Here is an 18,408-nt window from a genome sequence, read left to right on the forward strand (position 1 = left end):
CTCATGATGGGGACGCAGGTCGAAGAGATCGTCGAAGCGCTACGGGCCTCTCTCGTGGAGAACGAACGACTGCGCCGACAGCATCAGCGTCTCGTCGACGAGCGGGCGGAGCCGGTCGCCGTCGTGGCGATGAGCTGCCGTCTGCCGGGCGGCGTGCGATCGCCGGAGGACCTGTGGCGCCTCGTCATGGACGGCACGGACGCCATGTCGTCCGTCCCGGACGGCCGTGGCTGGGACGTGGACTGGCTGCGCGGACTGGGTGACGCGGGCATCACCCCTGAGGGCGGATTCGTCCACGACGCCGACGCCTTCGACGCCGCTCTGTTCGGCATCGGCCCCCGCGAGGCCCTGGCGATGGACCCGCAGCAGCGGTTGCTGCTCGAGTCGTCGTGGGAGCTGTTCGAGCGGGCCGGGATCGCCCCGTCGTCCCTGCGCGGCACCGGCACCGGCGTGTTCGTGGGAGCCTCCTCCTCGGGATACAGCGCGGGGATGTACGGCGATGCCCAGGGCAGTGACAGCTACCTGCTCACGGGCGGCGCGGGCAGCGTCATCTCCGGCCGGGTCGCGTACATCCTCGGCCTCCAGGGCCCGGCGATCACGGTCGACACCGCCTGCTCGTCGTCCCTGGTCGCGATCCACCTCGCCGCCAGATCGCTCCGCGACAGGGAGTGCTCGCTGGCGCTCGCGGGCGGGGTGACGGTGATGGCTACCCCCGGCGCGTTCGTCGAGTTCAGCAAACAGCGAGGACTCGCCGGCGACGGCCGCTGCAAGTCGTTCGCCGCCGGAGCCGACGGGACGGGCTGGGGCGAAGGAGCGGCCGTCATCCTCCTGGAACGCCTGTCCGACGCCCGTCGGAACGGCCGGAAGGTGCTGGCCGTGCTGCGCGGCAGTGCGGTCAACCAGGACGGTGCGAGCAACGGACTGACAGCTCCCAGCGGGCCGGCCCAGCGCCGCGTGATCGCCCAGGCGCTCGCCGACGCGGAACTGACCCCGGCCGACGTGGACGCGGTGGAGGCGCACGGCACCGGCACGGTGCTCGGCGACCCGATAGAGGCCCAGGCCCTGCTCGCCGCCTACGGCCGCGACCGTCCGGCGGACCGGCCCCTGTTCCTCGGCACCGTCAAGTCGAACCTCGGGCACACCCAGGCCGCCGCCGGTGCCGTCGGCGCCATCAAGACCGTCCTCGCACTCGGTCACGGGGTTCTGCCCCGGACCCTGCACATCGACGCTCCCACCCCCCACGTCGACTGGACGGGCGGCGCGGTGTCCCTGCTGACCCGGACCACACCCTGGCCCGACACGGGAAGGCTCCGGCGTGCGGGCGTCTCGGCCTTCGGGCTCAGCGGGACCAACGCGCACCTGATCCTCGAAGAGGCACCCGCCGACGAGCCCGCCACCGGCCCCACCACCGAGCTCCCCTTCGTTCCGTTCCTGGTGTCCGCCCGCACCGAGGAAGCTCTGAGAGACCAGGCGACGCGGCTCCTGGACCGGCTGCGCGACGATCCCGGCCTGTCCCCGACGGATCTCGGGTACTCCCTGGCCGTCTCCCGCGCGGCCCTCGACCGCCGAGCGGTGGTCCTGGCCGACGACCGCGACGGCCTCGTCCGCGGACTCACGTCCCTGTCCCGCGGCGAGGCGGCCCCGGGTCTGGTCCGGAGCGAGGACCGGGCAGGGGAAGGCATCGCCTTCCTCTTCACCGGGCAGGGCAGCCAGCGACCGGGCATGGCGGACGAGCTGTACGCGGCCTTCCCCGCGTTCGCTGCGGCCCTGGACGCCGTCTGCGACGGATTCGACCCGCATCTGGACACGTCCCTGCGCGTGGTGATGTCGGGCGCGGACCCGGCCGAGCTGGACCGGACCGAGTTCGCCCAGCCCGCGCTCTTCGCGTTCGAAGTCGCCATGTACAGGCTGCTGGAGAGCTGGGGAGTGCGCCCCGACGCGGTCGCCGGCCACTCACTGGGCGAGCTCACGGCGGCGCATGTCGCGGGGGTCCTGTCGCTGGAGGACGCGTGCACCTTCGTCGCGGCCCGCGGCCGGCTGATGCAGGCCATGCCGGCCGGCGGCCTGATGGTGGCCGTCGAGGCGTCCGAACAGGAGGTCCAGGACCTCATCGGTTCCGGAACCGGTGTGTCGATCGCCGCCGTCAACGGACCTGCGTCCGTGGTCCTGTCCGGTGACCGGGACGAGGTCCAGGACATCGTGACCCTCTGGACGAAGCAGGGACGCAGGCACAAGGAGCTGCGGACCAGCCACGCCTTCCATTCGGCGCACATGGACGCCATGCTGGACGATCTCCACTCGGTCGCCACGAAGCTGACCTTCCGGCCGGCGCGGACCGACCTCGTCAGCGCGACGACCGGCGCGCCCCTCACCTCGGACCAGGCGCTCAGCCCCGGCCACTGGACGCGGCACGTCAGGGACACCGTCCGGTTCGCCGACGCGGTACAGCGGCTGCACGACGACCGGGTCGGCACCTTCCTGGAGATCGGCCCGGACGGCGTGCTCACCGCCCTCACCCAGGACTGCCTCGCCGGCCGGGGCGAGCCGGGGCCGCCCCTCCTCGTCGCGACACAGCGGCGCGACCGCTCGCCGGTGCGCGCCCTGTTCACAGCTCTGGCCGAGCTCCACGTGCACGGCCTGCCCGTCGACTGGGCGGCGGTGTTCGCCGGACGGGACGCCCGCCTGACCGATGTGCCCACCTATGCCTTCCAGCGGCGCCGGTACTGGCCCGCCCCTCCCGCCCACACCCCCGGTCAGGCAGCCCCAGGCCAGGCGGTCGTCGAGACGGCCGAGGACACCCCGCCCGCCGAAGCCCAGGAGGCCCTGGCGGAGCGGCTGGCCGGCGCCACCCCGGCCGACCGGCACACACTGCTCCTGGAAGTCGTCACCACGTGGGCCGCTGCCGCACTGGGGCTCCCATCGGCGGAGGAAGTGGACACGGCACGGGACTTCCTGGAGCAGGGCTTCGACTCCCTGACCGCCCTGGAGCTCCGCAACAGTCTCCAAAGGGTGCTCGGAACCGAGGAGTTGTCGGCCACCCTGCTCTTCGACCACCCCACACCCACCCGCCTGGCCCGCCACCTCTCCGCCATGCTGGACGGCGACGGCGACGGCGACGGCGACGAAGTCGCGCCGCTCCCCGGGGGGCCGAGAGGCGGCATCCTGGGCTCCCTCCTCCAGCACACCCGCTCCACCGGTCAGACAGTGGAATACGCGAAGGTGCTGATGCAGCTCGCGGCGTTCCGGGACGTCTACGACAGCGAGGCGCCACCCGCCCAGCCGGCCCCCGTGGTCCGCCTGGCGAAGGGAGAAGGCCTCCCGCTCATCTGCCTCTGCACGATGTCGATGCTCTCCGGACCCCACGAATACGCGCGCCTCGCGGCGGGCTTCCGCGGGGAACGCGACGTGTACGCGCTTCCGCACCCCGGCTTCGCCGAGGGCGAGAAGCTCCCCGAGAACTTCGACGTGCTGATGCGTACACACGCCGACGCGGTCCTGCGCACGGTGGGCGACAGACCGTTCGTCGTCACCGGCCACTCCGGGGGTGCGCTGCTCGCCAACGCGCTCTCCCACGAACTGGACCGGCAAGGCCGGCCGCCGGCCGCCGTGATCCTGCTGGACAGCTATCCCGCCGACAGCGAGGTGATGGCCACCTGGATGCCCGAACTGCTCGACGGCATGGTCGAACGTGACGACGCCTACACGCCCATGGACGACTTCCGCGCCACAGCGTGGGCCGCATACCTTCCCTTCCTGTACGCGTGCCGGGCGCAGCCCGTCGACGTACCCACACTCCTGGTACGGGCCGGTGAGCCCCTGCGCGCGTGGGCGGGCGAAGGTGACTGGCATGCCGTCTGGCCCCTGCCCCACTCGGTCACCGACACCGAGGGGAACCACTTCACAATGCTCGGCGAACACGCGGGGCCCCTGGCGCACCGGATACGCGAATGGCTGACGGAGCAAGGGTGCTGAACACAAACACACCGAATCCGCACCACCCCCGTACAGGGGTCTGCGGACGATAGATAGGGGTTGCCGTCAATTCGGCCGAATCCATAGTCTGCGGACCGGAGTCGACTTGGCGAGCCCGTTCCTTCGCATCAACTCTGCCCACGAATGGTTGAATTATGCCTGCCGAAGTCAAGCCGAAAATCGGCGACGATGCCCAGATATCGCTCGACGGTCAGGAGAAGGATGAACTGACCCTTCTGGCCGAGCAACTGCGTGACTTCGGTCCACGCCTGAACGACGACCCCCGCTGGACGTCCGCCGCCCGGGAGCTCTCCTGCGGGCTGCCCACGAGGCTGCGCCGGACGTTGCGCCGGTTCACGTGGAACTCCGGCCGCGAGGCCATGCTCCTGGTGCGAAACCTGCCGGTCGACGTGGAGAACGTGCCCGACACGCCGTCGGTACGGGGCTCCGTCCAGCGCGGGACCACCACGCCGGCGTCCGCGCTGATGCTCATCGCCATGGCCATGGGCGAAGTGATCGCGTTCGACAAGGAGAAGACAGGCGCGCTCGTGCAGGACGTGGTCCCCGTTCCCGGAATGGAGCAATTCCAGGGGAATGCGGGATCCATCAAGCTCAACATGCACACCGAGAACGCTTTCCACGAGCACAAGCCCGACCTGGTGGGCCTGATGTGCCTGCGGAACGACCACGAGAACGTCGCCGGCCTGCGCGTCGCCTCCGTGCGCAACGCAGTTCCGCTGCTTTCCGCCCGGACCAGGGAAATTCTCCACCAGCCGCGCTTCGTGACCATGGCGCCGGCTTCCTTCGAGATCGCCGACGGCCTGGAGGAGCCCCACGGAATCCTCGCCGGCAGTTTCGAGGACCCCGATCTCAAGGTGGACTTCAGCAGCACGATCCCGTCCGACGACGAAGCCGCGCAGGCCATGACCGAGCTGGAGGGCGTCATCGAACGGGTCGCCCACACGCTGATCCTCGGCCCCGGCGACCTCGCCTTCGTCGACAACCGGCTGGCCCTGCACGGCCGTAACTCCTTCCAGCCCCGCTACGACGGCCGGGACCGCTGGCTGCAACGAGTCTTCGTCCACCTCGACTTCCGCAAGTCCCGCGTCATGCGCAGTGCGGACGGCCAGGTACTCGGCGCTCCCGAAACGGTTCGCTGACCGGACGTGACGCACCCCCGACCGACCCGAAACGAAAGAGGTATCCCCATGTCCGCGGGTGAGGACGACAACGTCTACAGCCGGCCTGTGTCGCCCACCGAGACATGGTTCCTGGTGTACCCCGAGTCGGTCCCGGGTGTCATCCAGATCGTCATCGAAGGGGACGGTCACATCGGCCACGCCGAGCTGATCGGCGCCGTCGCGACCGCGTCCCGGGCCTGCCCCGGGGCGCGGCTCACCCGGCAGGGCATGACCTGGGTCGACAGTGGTGTGGCACCGGCCGTACGGGTTCTGCCCGGTGACCGGGTCGACCGGCACACCTTCGCCGACGCCGCCGAACTGCACAGCCCCCTGATGGGCAACGACGGAGGGCCCACCTGCGAGCTCCTGCTCCTCACGGGCGAGGAGTCGGACACGCTGATCGTGCGAGCCTTCCACGGGGTCATGGACGGCCAGGGCGTGCGCACCTGGGCGGAGGACATCTTCCGGGTACTGCGTGGCGAGGAACCCGTGGGAGCCCTCTCACGCATCACCGAGAACGAACTGATCGAGCAGGCCGGCGCCCCGGAGGAACGGGACATCACCCCTGACCTCGACTGGCCGTCCGCACTCGGTTCCCGCCCGCAGGGCCAGCACGACTTCTTCTGGCGCAGGCGCACCGTCGACGGCACGCACCCCGCGCTCGTCGCCAAGATCGCCCGAACCGTCACCCAGGCGTGCGGCCTGCGCACCGGCAGGTTCCTCGTCCCGGTCGACCTGCGCAGGTACCTGCCCGGAGTCCGCTCGACCGGCAACCTCACGAACAATCCGCTGTACGAGGTGCAGGGCGACGCCGGCTGGGAGCAGGCCCACGAGCGACTGCTGGCAGTCCTGTCCACCGGTCAGGACCTGGCGGCCCGCGTCGACCCCTCACTGCCCGGCCAGGACCTGACGGAACTGCACCAGCAGATCATGGGGCTGGACGCCTACTCGGCACAGCAGGGCTGCTACAGCAGCCTGGCGACGCTCTCCCACATGGGCAGGGTCGCCCCCGCCGTCTTCAGCACGGGTTCGTTCCACGCCACCACCGTCTACTCGCTGCCCAATTCCGGTCCCCTGGGGCCACCGGAGATCAACGCGGTCGAGTTCGGCGACCGCACCGAGATCACCATCGGCTGGTACGACGGTCCGCAGACCCCGGACCGTGCGGAGGCACTGCTCGACCGCATCGAGGAGGCCCTGTCCCCGCGGGCGTACCGGGAGTGGGACGGCAACGGGACCCAGCGTGCGCTCGCCCGCCCGGGGACCGCCGTCGAGCAGTTCCACCGCCAGGTCTCCCGTACACCCGGTGCGGTCGTACTGACCGGCCCCGAGGGTGACGTGACCTTCAGCGAGCTGGACAGGCGGGCGGACGCCGTCGCCGTCGCGCTGCTGGACCGGGGCATCGGACGCGACGATGTCGTGGGCCTGCTGGCCGGCCGTACGGTCGCGGCGATGGCCGCCATCTGGGGGGTGCTGAAAGCGGGTGCGGCCTACCTGCCGCTCGATCCGCAGCAACCCGATCACCGGCTCGCCGACCTGGTGGCGGACGCCGGGGCCACCGTATGCCTCGTCGAGCACGCCCATGCCGAGCGCCGCCTCACCCCTGACTCAGGCTGTGACGTGGTGGTGCTCGAGACGCTGGAGCCCTCGGACCGCCGCCCCGAGGGCGTCGAGGTGCGCCCGGAGGACCTCGCGTACGTCATCTACACCTCGGGTTCGACCGGGCGCCCCAAGGGTGTGGAGATCGAGCACCGTCAGCTCGCCACCTTCATCAGCTGGGCCACCCGCGTCTACGGGGTGGATTCCACCACCCGGTTCCCGCTGTTCACCTCCCTCGCCTTCGACCTCTCCAACACCGCGATCTTCCTGCCCGTGCTGGCAGGCGGATCGATCGCGCTGGTGCCCGACGAGCCCAACCACGTGGTGCTGCGCGACATGCTGGAGAACTCCGGGGCCAACGCCCTCAAGCTCACCCCCACGCATCTGGACCTCATCGGCAGACTGGGCCTGGCCCCGGCCGGATTCCGCGCGGTGATCGCCGGCGGGGAACTCCTCCGTGGTGCCGTCGCCGACCGGGCCCAGCAGCTCTTCGGGCCGCAGTGCGGCATCTTCAACGAGTACGGCCCCACCGAGACGACCATCGGCTGTATGACGCGACGCTTCGATCCGGAGCACGACGCGGACCTGCCGTCGGTGCCCATCGGCGTCCCGACGGACAACACCCGGATCCACCTGATCGGCGGGGACGGCCGTCACGTCGCCCCGGGCGAGGTCGGTGAGATGTACCTCGCCGGCGACCAACTGGCCCGTGGTTACCGGGGCCGGCCCGATCTCGTCCGCGAACGGTTCACGGCCCTCGCCGACGGCACCCGCGTCTACCGCAGCGGTGACCTGGCCAGAATGCTGGATTCCGGTGAACTGGAGTCCGTTGGCCGCAACGACGAGCAGGTCAAGGTGCTCGGCTACCGCATCGAGCCCGCCGAGGTCGCCAAGGCCCTGGAGGAACACCCGGCGGTGGCCACGGCCTTCGTCACCGGGCTGGTCAGGCCCGGCACCACCGACAAGGTGCTGTGCGCCTACGTGGTCCTGCGCGAAGAGGTCCCCGTGGAGCGGCTCACGGCCCACGTCGCCGGTCTTCTGCCCCGCTACATGGTGCCCACCACGACGACGGTGGTCCCCGAACTGCCCCGCACGGTCAACGAGAAGGTGGACGTCGCCGCCCTGCCGGTGCCGTTCACCGGGCCGCAGGCCGATGCCGCGGCCGCGGAGGCGAAGTCGCGCAGTGAGGTCGAGGAGGAGGTGGCCAAGATCTGGGCGCGCGTCCTCGCGGTGGACGTCAACCGGCTCGGTGGTGACACGGACTTCCACGGGCTCGGGGGCGACTCCGCGACCCTGCTCGCCATGCTCGCCGCGGTCAGCGACGAGATCGTGGGCGCCCGGCGGGAGCGGGAGTTCATGGCGGCCCTGCCGGTGATCCTCGGACGGCCCACCCTCTCGAAGGTCTCGGAGATCGCCGAGCGCGCGCGTGACGGCCGGGCGGCCACAGATGGCTGACCCGGGGCGGGCGAGCATCGTCGCGATCAGCGACGTCCACGTCCGCTACGACGAGAACAGGAAGATCGTCGACCGGATCAGACCGGAGAACGACGAGGACTGGCTGATCGTCGCCGGTGACGTCGGTGAGATCGTCTCGGACATCGAGTGGGCGCTGCGCACCCTTCGCAACCGGTTCGCCAAGGTCATCTGGGCGCCGGGCAACCACGAACTCTGGACCGCCCCCGACGACCCCGTGCAACTGCGCGGCGAGCAGCGCTACCTGCACCTCGTGGACATCTGCCGCAAGCTCGGAGTTGCCACTCCCGAGGACCCGTACCCGGTGTGGGAAGGCGAGGGCGGCCCCGTCGCCGTAGCACCGCTCTTCCTCCTGTACGACTACTCGTTCCGTCCTCCTGGGACGTACTCCAAGACGGCGGCGCTCCAGGTGGCCGAGGAGGCCGGGGTGGTCTGCAGCGACGAGTTCCTGCTGCATCCGGACCCCTACCCGAGCCGGGAAGCATGGTGCCGGGCCCGTGTGCGGATCACCGAGGCACGTCTCTCGGCCCTCCCGGAGGACCTGCCCACCGTCCTGGTCAACCACTGGCCGCTCGTGCGCGAACCGACGCGGGTGCTCTGGCGGCAGGAGTTCGCGCTGTGGTGCGGAACCACGGCGACCGCCGACTGGCACACGCGGTTCCGTGCCAGGTCGGTGGTCTACGGACACCTGCACATCCCCAGAGTGATCCACTGCGACGGTGTACCGCACCAGGAGGTCTCTCTGGGGTACCCCCGCGAATGGCAACGGCGTCAGGGCACCCCGGGCCGGCTGGTCCGGATCCTGCCGACCGTCGCCTCTCCTCACAGAGAGCCGGTGTGATGACCGTTTCGTACGAGCGCCCTGCCGTAGTACCCGGATCGGCCACGCGTGGCCGGGTGGCCGAACTGCTGGCGCTGCGCGAGCAGGCCCGGCGTGGACCGAGTGACCGGGCGACCGAGGCGCAGCACGCGAAGGGGAAGCTGACCGCGCGGGAGCGCATCGCGCTGCTGCTGGACGAGGGGTCGTTCAAGGAGGTCGAGCAGCTGCGGCGGCACCGGGCGACCGGTTTCGGGCTGGAGGCGAAGAAGCCGTACACCGACGGTGTGATCACCGGCTGGGGCACGGTGGAGGGCCGGACGGTCTTCGTCTACGCGCACGATTTCCGGATCTTCGGCGGGGCGCTGGGCGAGGCCCACGCCACGAAGATCCACAAGATCATGGACATGGCCATCTCGGCCGGTGCCCCGCTGGTGTCGCTGAACGACGGCGCCGGTGCGCGTATCCAGGAGGGTGTCTCCGCGCTCGCCGGGTACGGCGGGATCTTCCAGCGCAACACGCGTGCTTCCGGTGTCATCCCGCAGATCAGTGTGATGCTCGGCCCGTGCGCGGGCGGCGCGGCCTACAGCCCGGCGCTGACCGACTTCGTCTTCATGGTCCGTGAGACCTCGCAGATGTTCATCACCGGCCCGGACGTCGTCAAGGCGGTCACCGGTGAGGAGATCACGCAGAACGGGCTGGGCGGCGCGGACGTGCACGCCGAGACCTCGGGCGTCGCGCACTTCGCGTACGACGACGAGGAGACCTGCATCGCCGAGGTCCGCTACCTGATCGGGATGCTCCCGTCCAACAACCGCGAGAACCCGCCGACGGTATACAACGACGACCCGGCCGACCGGCGGAGTGAGGCCCTCCTGGATCTGGTCCCGGCCGACGGCAGCCGTCCGTACGACATGCACAAGGTCGTCGAGGTGCTCGTCGACGACGGCGACTTCCTGGAGGTCCACGAGCGCTGGGCGCGGAACATCGTGTGCGCGCTGGCCCGGCTCGACGGCCAGGTCGTGGGGATCGTGGCGAACCAGCCGCAGGCGCTGGCCGGTGTGCTGGACATCGAGGCGTCCGAGAAGGCCGCGCGATTCGTCCAGATGTGTGACGCCTTCAACATTCCCATCGTCACCTTGCTGGACGTACCCGGCTTCCTGCCGGGCGTCCATCAGGAGCACGGTGGGATCATTCGGCACGGTGCGAAGCTGCTGTACGCGTACTGCAACGCCACGGTGCCGAGGATCTCGCTGATCCTGCGCAAGGCCTACGGCGGTGCCTACATCGTCATGGACAGCCAGTCCATCGGTGCCGACCTGACCTACGCGTGGCCCACCAACGAGATCGCGGTGATGGGCGCCGAGGGCGCCGCCAACGTCATCTTCCGCCGTCAGATCGCCGACGCCGAGGACCCCGAAGCCATGCGGGCACGCATGGTCAAGGAGTACAAGGCCGAGCTGATGCACCCCTACTACGCGGCGGAGCGCGGCCTGGTCGACGACGTCATCGACCCCGCCGAGACGCGCGAGGTGCTGATCTCCTCGCTCGCGATGCTCCGCAACAAGCACGCGGACCTGCCGTCCCGCAAGCACGGCAACCCCCCGCAATAGCGGAAGCCCGGGTCGGGCAGCCGCCGCGCGCGCATGTTCTCGTACGCCGGACCGGCTGATCTCCACAGCCGCCGGCGGGCCGTCTCCACCTCCGTCCCCTCGGTTCCGCGAAAGGGCCGATGCCCGTCGGCGTGGTACGTCCGGCGTTCGAGGGCACGACGGCCACCGTGCAGACCCCAGTGCCCAGAGACCGCGAGGGACCATGACGAATGAGCCGTCCGACCTCCCCGGCCCCGGCCCGGGAGCCACGCCGCTGATCCGGCCGTACGAGGTGGGGGCGACGCCGCCCGCTCAGGTCCCGCTGGTCCTGCCGGACGAGGTCGACGACCTCAGCACCCTGATGGCCACGGCCGCCCGAGGCGAGGCCTTTGTCTTGCAAGGCAGCACATGCGCGCAGCCGTTCACCGACCGGCGAGTGGGCGGACTCGTCCGCACCCTGCTGCAGATGTCGGTGATCCTGACCCATGCCGCCAGGGTGCCGGTCGTCAAGATCGCCCGGCTGGCCGCCCGGCACACCGGGCCGTGCTCCGTCGGACCAGGCAGGGCCCACGCGGACGCCGCTGTGGCGATGAACATGATCCGAGCGGTGACCGGCGAGCACGGCATCGCCGATGTGCGTCAGGTGCAGGGCTGGAACCGGGAGTTCGTGCGCGACACCCCGGGGGGCAGCCGATTCGAGGCGCTCTCCGCCGAGATCGACCGCGGTCTGAGGTTCATGGCCGCCTGGGGGGCCGACGACCGTCCGTTGCGGACCACGAAGGTGTTCGCGAGCCACGAGCCGCTGCCCGGCCACGTGATGCCCCACATGGCCCGGGAGGAGTCCGGGGACGAGCCGCAGCTGTGGGCGCTTTCAGCGCACCAGTTCCGGATCGGTGAGCGGGCCCGGCAGCCGGACGACGCCCACCTCGCCCAGGCCGAGCTGCTGGCCAATCCGGTATGCCTCACGATCGGGCCGACGACGGCACCGGAAGAGGCCGTGGAGTACGTGCGGAGACTCGATCCGCACGTACGGCCGGGCCGGGTCACGCTGATCAGCCGGATGGGCGGCGACCGGGTCCGTGACGTACTTCCGCCCATCGTCGAGAAGGTGACGGCGTCCGGCCATCAAGTGGTGTGGAGCTGCGACCCGATGCACGGCCGCCCCCACGAGCCGACGGCCGGCATCACCGCGTGTTCCTTCTCGCGAGTCGTCGACGAAGTGCGCGGATACATCGATGTACATCGCGCACTGGGGACCCATCCGGGCGGGATGTATTTCGAAACCACGGGCGCACAGGATAAATCCGACACGGAGCGGGGTGGCGGATTCGGGGCGGAATGCGGTCCTCGGTTGAATGAACAACAATCTGTGGAGTTGGCCTTTCTTATGGCGGAGATGCTCCGCAGTTGATTTCTGGAACTGAAAGTCGCCGTCAGGCGTCCATGCTGGGGATTCCCGCATACTTTCATTGGCTCAACCAATGGCGCCGGTCGTCCCGGCGCAGTGGTGCCGGTGGCCGGGCCGGCCGGCGGGCGGGCCCGCGGGGCCGCGTCATGAGCGCGGTGGCGCACCGTCAGGACCCCTGCCAGGCCTCCTGCCTCGGCCTCTCCGCCCCCGCCCCCTGGCTCGACCCGGCCTGACGGAACACGCACCCGGCGGTGGCTGCGGACCCCCGGCCGCAGAACGCCGCCCACCGGCGTCACCGCGCCCCAGGTGTCCGTCGCATTCCGGCCGCGCGACCGGCGGGTGTCGCCGCGTCCGGGCCGAGCGGACGGATATCGCCATCAAAGCAGGCCGGTGTGCCACCCGCCGCCAGGTGCCGCCAATGCCCGACTTCCAGCCTCGTGACTCGGTCTGCACCATGAGGGGCCGTCGGACTTCCGTACGGATCCTGCAACGGACCCTGCTCGTGCAGGGGTGGGGGTGCTGTCGGATGCGGAGCCCGATCCCCTATGCCGCGTGGGTCATACCCCTATGTCCGGCGAGGGCCGAATGAGGGGGGTCCCGGTGGTCGGGACGTGGGCATTTGAGCCTAACTTGAGGTTTCAACCTTGGATTTGACGGAACGCCAGGTGGGAGGCGTCGGCCTGTGGGGGTGCAAAGCGGAACCCGCGCAAAGGGACGTTGTGTACTTTGAGTAGGGGTTTGCAGGGGGAGGGGGGTGGAGCTAGTGTTCCAATTGGAGAGGGATTCCAGCGACTGTTTTTAGTCCCTGGCTATAGCCGGTGTGGCGTCAAGCGGCGGCCGAACCGGACGGGGTAGTCGCGGAGTGAGGCGCGATTTTGAGCCTTTGGTGCAGCAGCCACCGCTCCTAGATGTCACGAAAATGGTCACAATGGGGGATGATGGTGCCAGTGGCACTTGTTGAACGTGAGCATGACGTCCAACTGCTCAGAAATCTTCTTACTGCCACTTTCAAGGGGCATGGAAAGATAGGGCTTGTCAGTGGGGCGGTGGCAAGTGGCAAGACCGAGCTACTCCGCTCGTTCGCTGACCTGTGTACGGACGAGGGAGCCCTGCTCCTGAACGCGACCGCGACGAGAACCGACCGGACGGTACCGTTCGCCGTGCTGCGTCAGTTGCTCGACTGCCTGCCGGCGCCCGCGGAACCGCTCGCGGAGCTCTTCGCCTCGGGCGTCGCGTCGGATGTCTCCCGCACGGCGGCGGCCATGCTGCTCGATCTCTCCGAACAGGCGCCGCTGGTCGTCGTGGTGGACGATGTGCACCACGCGGACGAGCCGTCGATGGACTGTGTGATGCGCCTGGTCAACCGGCTGCGGTCCTCCCGCATCCTGCTCGTACTCGCGGAATCGTCGGGGGACTGGTCGGTGCACCCCGCCTTCCGCATCGAGCTGGTCCGCCAGACACAGTTCCACAGGGTCCGGCTGGCACCCCTGACGGCGGACGGCGTCAGCGAGATGTGCTCACAGCACCTCGGCCAGGACGTGGCACGGCACGCGCAGGAGGCCCACCGGATGACCGGCGGCAACCGGCTTCTGGTGAGGGCCCTCATCGAGGACCACGCCGAGTCCGGGGAACTGCCCGGCCGGGCGGACTGCTCCTCTCTCGGCGAGAGTTTCCGGCAGGCCGTCCTCACCTGCCTGCGCCGCAGCGGACCTGACGAACTCGAGGCCGCCAGGGGGCTGGCCGTACTCGACGCCACCGGCTCGACGCACCGGATCGCGGAGTTCCTCGGCCGGGGACCCGACGCGCTGCGCCGGCCTCTGCAGTCACTGCAGACGCTGGGAATAATCGAGGACGGCCGGTTCCGGCACCGGCTGACACGTGCGGCCGTCTATGACGACCTGGCCCCGCAGATGCTGGCGGAACTGCACACGCGTGCCGCGCAGCTGCTGAGCGACTGCGGCGGCAGCGTCACCGATGTCGCGGACCACCTCGTGGCGGCGAAGCACGTGAGCGCGGACTGGGCCATCGCGGTACTGCAACGGGCGGCGGAGGAGTCGCTGGCCGCCGATGACGAGGAACCGGCGATCCGGTACATCGAGTTCGCGCTCTCCGTGTGCACCGGCGAACGGCAGCGTGCCCTGCTGCGGATGCTGCTCGTCCAGATCAAGTGGCGCAGCGACCCGGAAGGTGCCGTCCGCCACCTGACACCGCTCTTCGAGGCGCAGCGAGAAGGCCACCTCGACGTCGAGCAGACGGCATACCTGCTGCGGGTGCTCATGTGGCACGGGCGGATCCAGGAGGCCACGGAACTCATCAAGCACCTGTCCTGCCTCAGACCCTCCGCGAACGAAGCGCCGAGCGCCGTACTGACGGGTGTGCACAACCTGCTCAGACACGCCTATCCGCAGTTCATCCCGCACGGATCCGGCGGGAGCAACCACTTCTTCGACAACGCGACCACGCCGCCGGGCCAGCAGGCGCAGGCCTCGGCCGTGCTCAGCTCGGTCCTCGCGGAGACCGCCGGCGCGGACGAGCGGTGCATCAGGGTGGCCGAACGGATCCTGCAGAGCAGCCAGTTGAACGACGAGATGGTCGAATCCGTCTGCTGGGCCCTCCAGACGCTCATCTACGCGGAGCAGCCGGTCCTGGCGGAGCGCTGGTGTGACGCGCTGCTCGCCGAAGCCGACACCCGCGGTGTGGTGACGTGGCAAGCGGCCCTGTCCGGGCTGCGGGCGGAGATCGCCCTGCGGGAAGGCGATCTGGTGCAGGCCGAGCGGTACGCGGTCAAGGCGCTGACGATGATCGGCGTGGGCGGCTGGGGCGTGGGCGTGGGAGCCACACTGGGCACCCTTCTCCAGGCCGTCACGGCCCGAGGGGACTTCGAGAGCGCCCGCAGGTACCTGCGCGAGGCGGTCCCGGCCGCCATGTTCCAGACCCGGTACGGACTGATGTATCTGCGCGCCCGGGGCCACTACTACCTTGCGACCGACCGGCTGCAGGCCGCGCTCGCGGACTTCAGCTACTGCGGTGAGCTCATGACGCTGTGGCAGCTCGATTCCCCGACGTTCGTACCGTGGCGGACGGACGCCGCCCAGGTCCTCCTCCGACTGGGCGATCACGAGCAGGCGCGCGCGCTCACCAAGGAGCAGATGACGCACATCGGTTCCCGTGCCTCGCGCACGTACGGCGCGTCGCTGCGCGTTCTTGCGGGTACGGCAAGCCACCGTGGGCGCCTGAGCCTCCTGAAGGAGTCCGTGGAGATCCTCCAGGCGAGCGGTGACCGGCTCACCCTCACACAGGCGCTCTTCGACCTCAGCTGCGCACACGAGGGCATGGGGGAGTTCGGCAAGGCGCAGATGATCTCGCGTCGTGCGGGGCGGCTGGCCAAGGAGGGCGGGATGCGGCGGAAGCAGGATCCCGCGCTCGCCTGTCCTGAAGAGCCGGTGATGCTGCACCCCGGGCAGACGGAATCCTGGTCCCGGCCGGTGGAAGAGACCGCGTCGGCCGCGGACGTGCTGACGCTCTCCGAGCGCCGTGTCGCTGCGCTCGCCTCGCTCGGCTACACGAACCGTGAGATCTCCAGCAAGCTGCACATCACCGTCAGCACGGTCGAGCAGCACCTCACCAAGGTCTTCCGGAAGCTTCGGGTCAAGCGCAGGACGGACCTGCCGGTCGAGCTCGAGTTCCACGTCGCCAGCCCGGCCTGCTGAGTCCCGGTACCGCACTTCCCCGTTCACCTCCTTCCCCACTTCCCGTTCATCCCTCTCCCCACGTCCCTGTTCGCTTCTCTCCCCACTTCCCCTACGTACGTGAGCTGTTGAGGTACGCGATCACGGCCAGCACTCGCCTGTTGTCACTGGTGGACTGCACCAGGTCCAGCTTGGCGAAGATGCTGGCCGCGTGCTTGCTCACGGCACTGTCACTGAGCGACATCCGCTCCGAGATGGCCGCGTTCGACCTGCCCTCCGCCATGAGCGCCAGCACCTCCCTCTCACGCGCCGTCAGCGCCGACAACGGCTGTGCCTGTACCGGACCCATCGACTGGAACAACTGACTGACTACCTCAGGGTCCATGGCCGTGCCGCCGGAAGCAACGCGGCGCACCGAGTCGATGAACGTGTCGTCGTCGAAGACACGGTCCTTGAGGAGATAGCCGATACCGCCACGGCCGTCCGCCAGCAACTCCCGTGCGTACAACTGCTCCACGTGCTGGGACAGCACCAGCACAGGGAGCCCGGGAACCGCCCTGCGGGCGGTCAGCGCGGCCTGGAGCCCCTCGTCCGTGAAGGTCGGCGGCAGCCGCACGTCGACCAGTGCCACGTCAGGCCTGTGCTGGAGGAGGGCACTGAGCAGGTCGGGGCCGGTCTCGACCACGGCGGCCAGTTCGAAGCCGTGGTCCTCCAGCAGATGGGTCAGTCCTTTCCTGAGGAGGTACTGGTCCTCGCCGAGGACAACACGCACGGGAGCTCCATCGTCAAAGTGGTCGGGCCGCCGGGAGGCGAGGCCACGTCGAGCAGACCGTCGAAAGTGGCCAGTCGCCGCTGAATACCACGGATCCCGCTGCCGAGGGCAGGATCGGCGCCGCCGCATCCGTCGTCGGTCACCGTGATCCGCAGTGCCCCCGCCCGGTGGCGGAGGTCGATCAGGACGCGCTGGGCGCCGGAGTGTTTCGCACTGTTGGTGAGAGCCTCGCTCACCGAGAAGTACGCACAGGCGGCCACCGGCGCCTGTGCCCGGCCCTGGAGGTCGGCGGTCACCTCCACCGTCAGCGGGTGCGCGAGTGCCAGCGTGCGCACGGCGTCGACGAGCCCTCGCTCGGCCAGGACCGGCGGATGCACGCCACGTACCAGACTGCGCAGCTCGCGGAGGGCGGCGGAGGAGTTCTCCCGCGCCTCCGCCGCCATCGCACGGAGCTCGGGCTGTTCACTGCCGAGGCGGTGCTCGATCGCGCGCAGGCTCATGCCGATGGCGACCAGACGGGTCTGGGCTCCGTCGTGCAGATCGCGTTCGATCCTCAGCAGCTCCGCCGCCTGGACACCCGTGGCCTCTGCCCGCGTCGTGGTCAGCTGCTGCACACGCCGGGCGAGCACGGACCGCTCGGTGGGCGCCAGCAACAGCGCGCACCACCGCGCCTGGACCCGCAGTGTGTACGGCGAGCCCCAGAGGACGGCCCCCGCCGCGAGCGCGGTTGCCATGACGCCGGCCGGGCCGGGCCACCACAGCCCCATGGCGAGGACCGACGCCATCGGCGCGAGCAACAGGGCCGCCGCCACGACCGGATTCGTCAGGAGCCACAGGAGGTCGCGCCACGTCGCCGGGTCGGTGAGGACCCACCGGCGAGTGGCCAGCCATGTCGGCAGCAGGGGGCCGGGGTGCAGCGTACGGCCGTACGCGTAATGCCCGTCGGCGCCCTGGACGGGGACCGCAGGCTGTTGCCGGTACGGCTCCGCGATGTCCGCCAGGCCCCCGTGGCGCAAGAGGTCCCGCCACAGGTTCACCAACTTCCGGCTCGCCAGAACCACCTGGGCGAGAACGGGCACGAGCCCGAAGACCAGGGAGAACACCGCAGCGATCAGCTGGAGCAGAGCGAGTACGAGCCCGCACACCGCGAGCGCGCACAGCAGGCACGCCGCTCCCACCGTCTGGACCCGCCGCCACACCCGCACCCACCAGCGGGTCCCGCCGCCTGCCACGGGCACGCCTCCACCGCCCAGGAGCAGCCTCGTCCAGTGACCGTGCAGCCGGATCGACGACGGCCCCGCCGCGAGACCGGCCGACACCGAGGCCAGGCCGAGCACCGCCGCACCCGCCGAACCGGGCCCGCCGTGCCACAGGGGCGCGGTGAGCCCCGCCAGACCGGCACCGATCAGAGCGGCGGGCAGCACGGCCACCGGGGCTCCGACCAACGGGTCAAGCAGCAGCCACAGCAGATCGCGTGCGGTCGCCGGATCCCGGGTGATCTTCCGGGCAGCGCGCTTGCGCCCGGCGGTACTGCCGGAGGCGTACAAGCGCCTGCCGTACCGGTACAGCCCGCCTTCCCTGGCACGGGCCTCCGAGGAATGGGGAACGTACGGTTCGGGGATCTCCACCTGCGACCAGGAGGCCGCCAGCCGGCGTCGCAGCCCGGGCAGCCGACGCAGCCGGAGCAGCGTCCCCACCGCGCCGGACAACAGGGCCACAGCCATCGGTACGACGAGCAGCACACCGGCCGCGCCGAGCACGGCAAGCGCCACCCCACGGGCGGGGGCGAGGCACAGGGCGCGCCGCCACGAAGTGTCCCGAGGCCGTGTTCCGTCGCTCATCGCACCTCCCGGCAGCTCGTGTGATCAACAGTCTGACATGCGCGCACGTCTGCGGGCAGGTGCA

The 18,408-nt window shown here is 70.1% G+C and carries 9 protein-coding genes; 7 read left to right on the top strand and 2 right to left on the bottom strand.

Going from position 1 to position 18,408, the window contains the following annotated elements:
• Nucleotides 1–6 precede the first annotated feature (6 nt).
• The 7 genes from HED23_RS14620 to HED23_RS14650 all read left to right on the top strand — a co-directional run bounded on the left by HED23_RS14620 (nucleotide 7) and on the right by HED23_RS14650 (nucleotide 15,752).
• Nucleotides 7–3,972, top strand: coding sequence for a type I polyketide synthase (locus HED23_RS14620; RefSeq protein WP_420803079.1), 3,966 nt, complete (start codon nucleotides 7–9; stop codon nucleotides 3,970–3,972).
• Nucleotides 3,973–4,127: 155 nt separating this feature from the next.
• Nucleotides 4,128–5,132, top strand: a complete 1,005-nt coding sequence (locus tag HED23_RS14625) for a TauD/TfdA family dioxygenase (RefSeq protein WP_203183856.1) — start codon at nucleotides 4,128–4,130, stop codon at nucleotides 5,130–5,132.
• Nucleotides 5,133–5,180: 48 nt separating this feature from the next.
• A complete protein-coding gene (locus HED23_RS14630) occupies nucleotides 5,181–8,207 on the top strand; it encodes an amino acid adenylation domain-containing protein (RefSeq protein WP_203183857.1) in 3,027 nt (1,008 codons plus the stop codon).
• Nucleotides 8,200–9,066 (top strand): metallophosphoesterase family protein, encoded by an 867-nt coding sequence (locus HED23_RS14635; RefSeq protein ID WP_203183858.1) that lies wholly within the window; start codon nucleotides 8,200–8,202, stop codon nucleotides 9,064–9,066. The genes HED23_RS14630 and HED23_RS14635 overlap by 8 nt, the downstream gene beginning before the upstream one ends.
• On the top strand, nucleotides 9,066–10,655 hold the full coding sequence (locus HED23_RS14640; RefSeq protein ID WP_203183859.1) for an acyl-CoA carboxylase subunit beta: 1,590 nt from the start codon (nucleotides 9,066–9,068) through the stop codon (nucleotides 10,653–10,655). The genes HED23_RS14635 and HED23_RS14640 overlap by 1 nt, the downstream gene beginning before the upstream one ends.
• A 202-nt stretch (nucleotides 10,656–10,857) precedes the next feature.
• Complete coding sequence (locus tag HED23_RS14645; protein WP_203183860.1) at nucleotides 10,858–12,045, top strand: 3-deoxy-7-phosphoheptulonate synthase; 1,188 nt, start codon at nucleotides 10,858–10,860, stop codon at nucleotides 12,043–12,045.
• 935 nt (nucleotides 12,046–12,980) lie between these two features.
• A complete protein-coding gene (locus HED23_RS14650; RefSeq protein ID WP_238441949.1) occupies nucleotides 12,981–15,752 on the top strand; it encodes a helix-turn-helix transcriptional regulator in 2,772 nt (923 codons plus the stop codon).
• A 91-nt stretch (nucleotides 15,753–15,843) separates the two neighbouring features.
• Here HED23_RS14650 and HED23_RS14655 read toward each other — a convergent pair whose 3' ends face one another.
• Together HED23_RS14655 and HED23_RS14660 are read right to left on the bottom strand one after the other, a co-directional pair.
• A complete protein-coding gene (locus HED23_RS14655) occupies nucleotides 15,844–16,503 on the bottom strand; it encodes a response regulator transcription factor (protein ID WP_203183862.1) in 660 nt (219 codons plus the stop codon).
• Complete coding sequence (locus HED23_RS14660) at nucleotides 16,455–18,344, bottom strand: sensor histidine kinase (RefSeq protein ID WP_203183863.1); 1,890 nt, start codon at nucleotides 18,342–18,344, stop codon at nucleotides 16,455–16,457. The genes HED23_RS14655 and HED23_RS14660 overlap by 49 nt, the downstream gene beginning before the upstream one ends.
• Nucleotides 18,345–18,408: the final 64 nt, after the last annotated feature.

The sequence above is a fragment of the Streptomyces pratensis genome (assembly GCF_016804005.1).
GTDB classification, from domain to species: domain Bacteria; phylum Actinomycetota; class Actinomycetes; order Streptomycetales; family Streptomycetaceae; genus Streptomyces; species Streptomyces pratensis_A.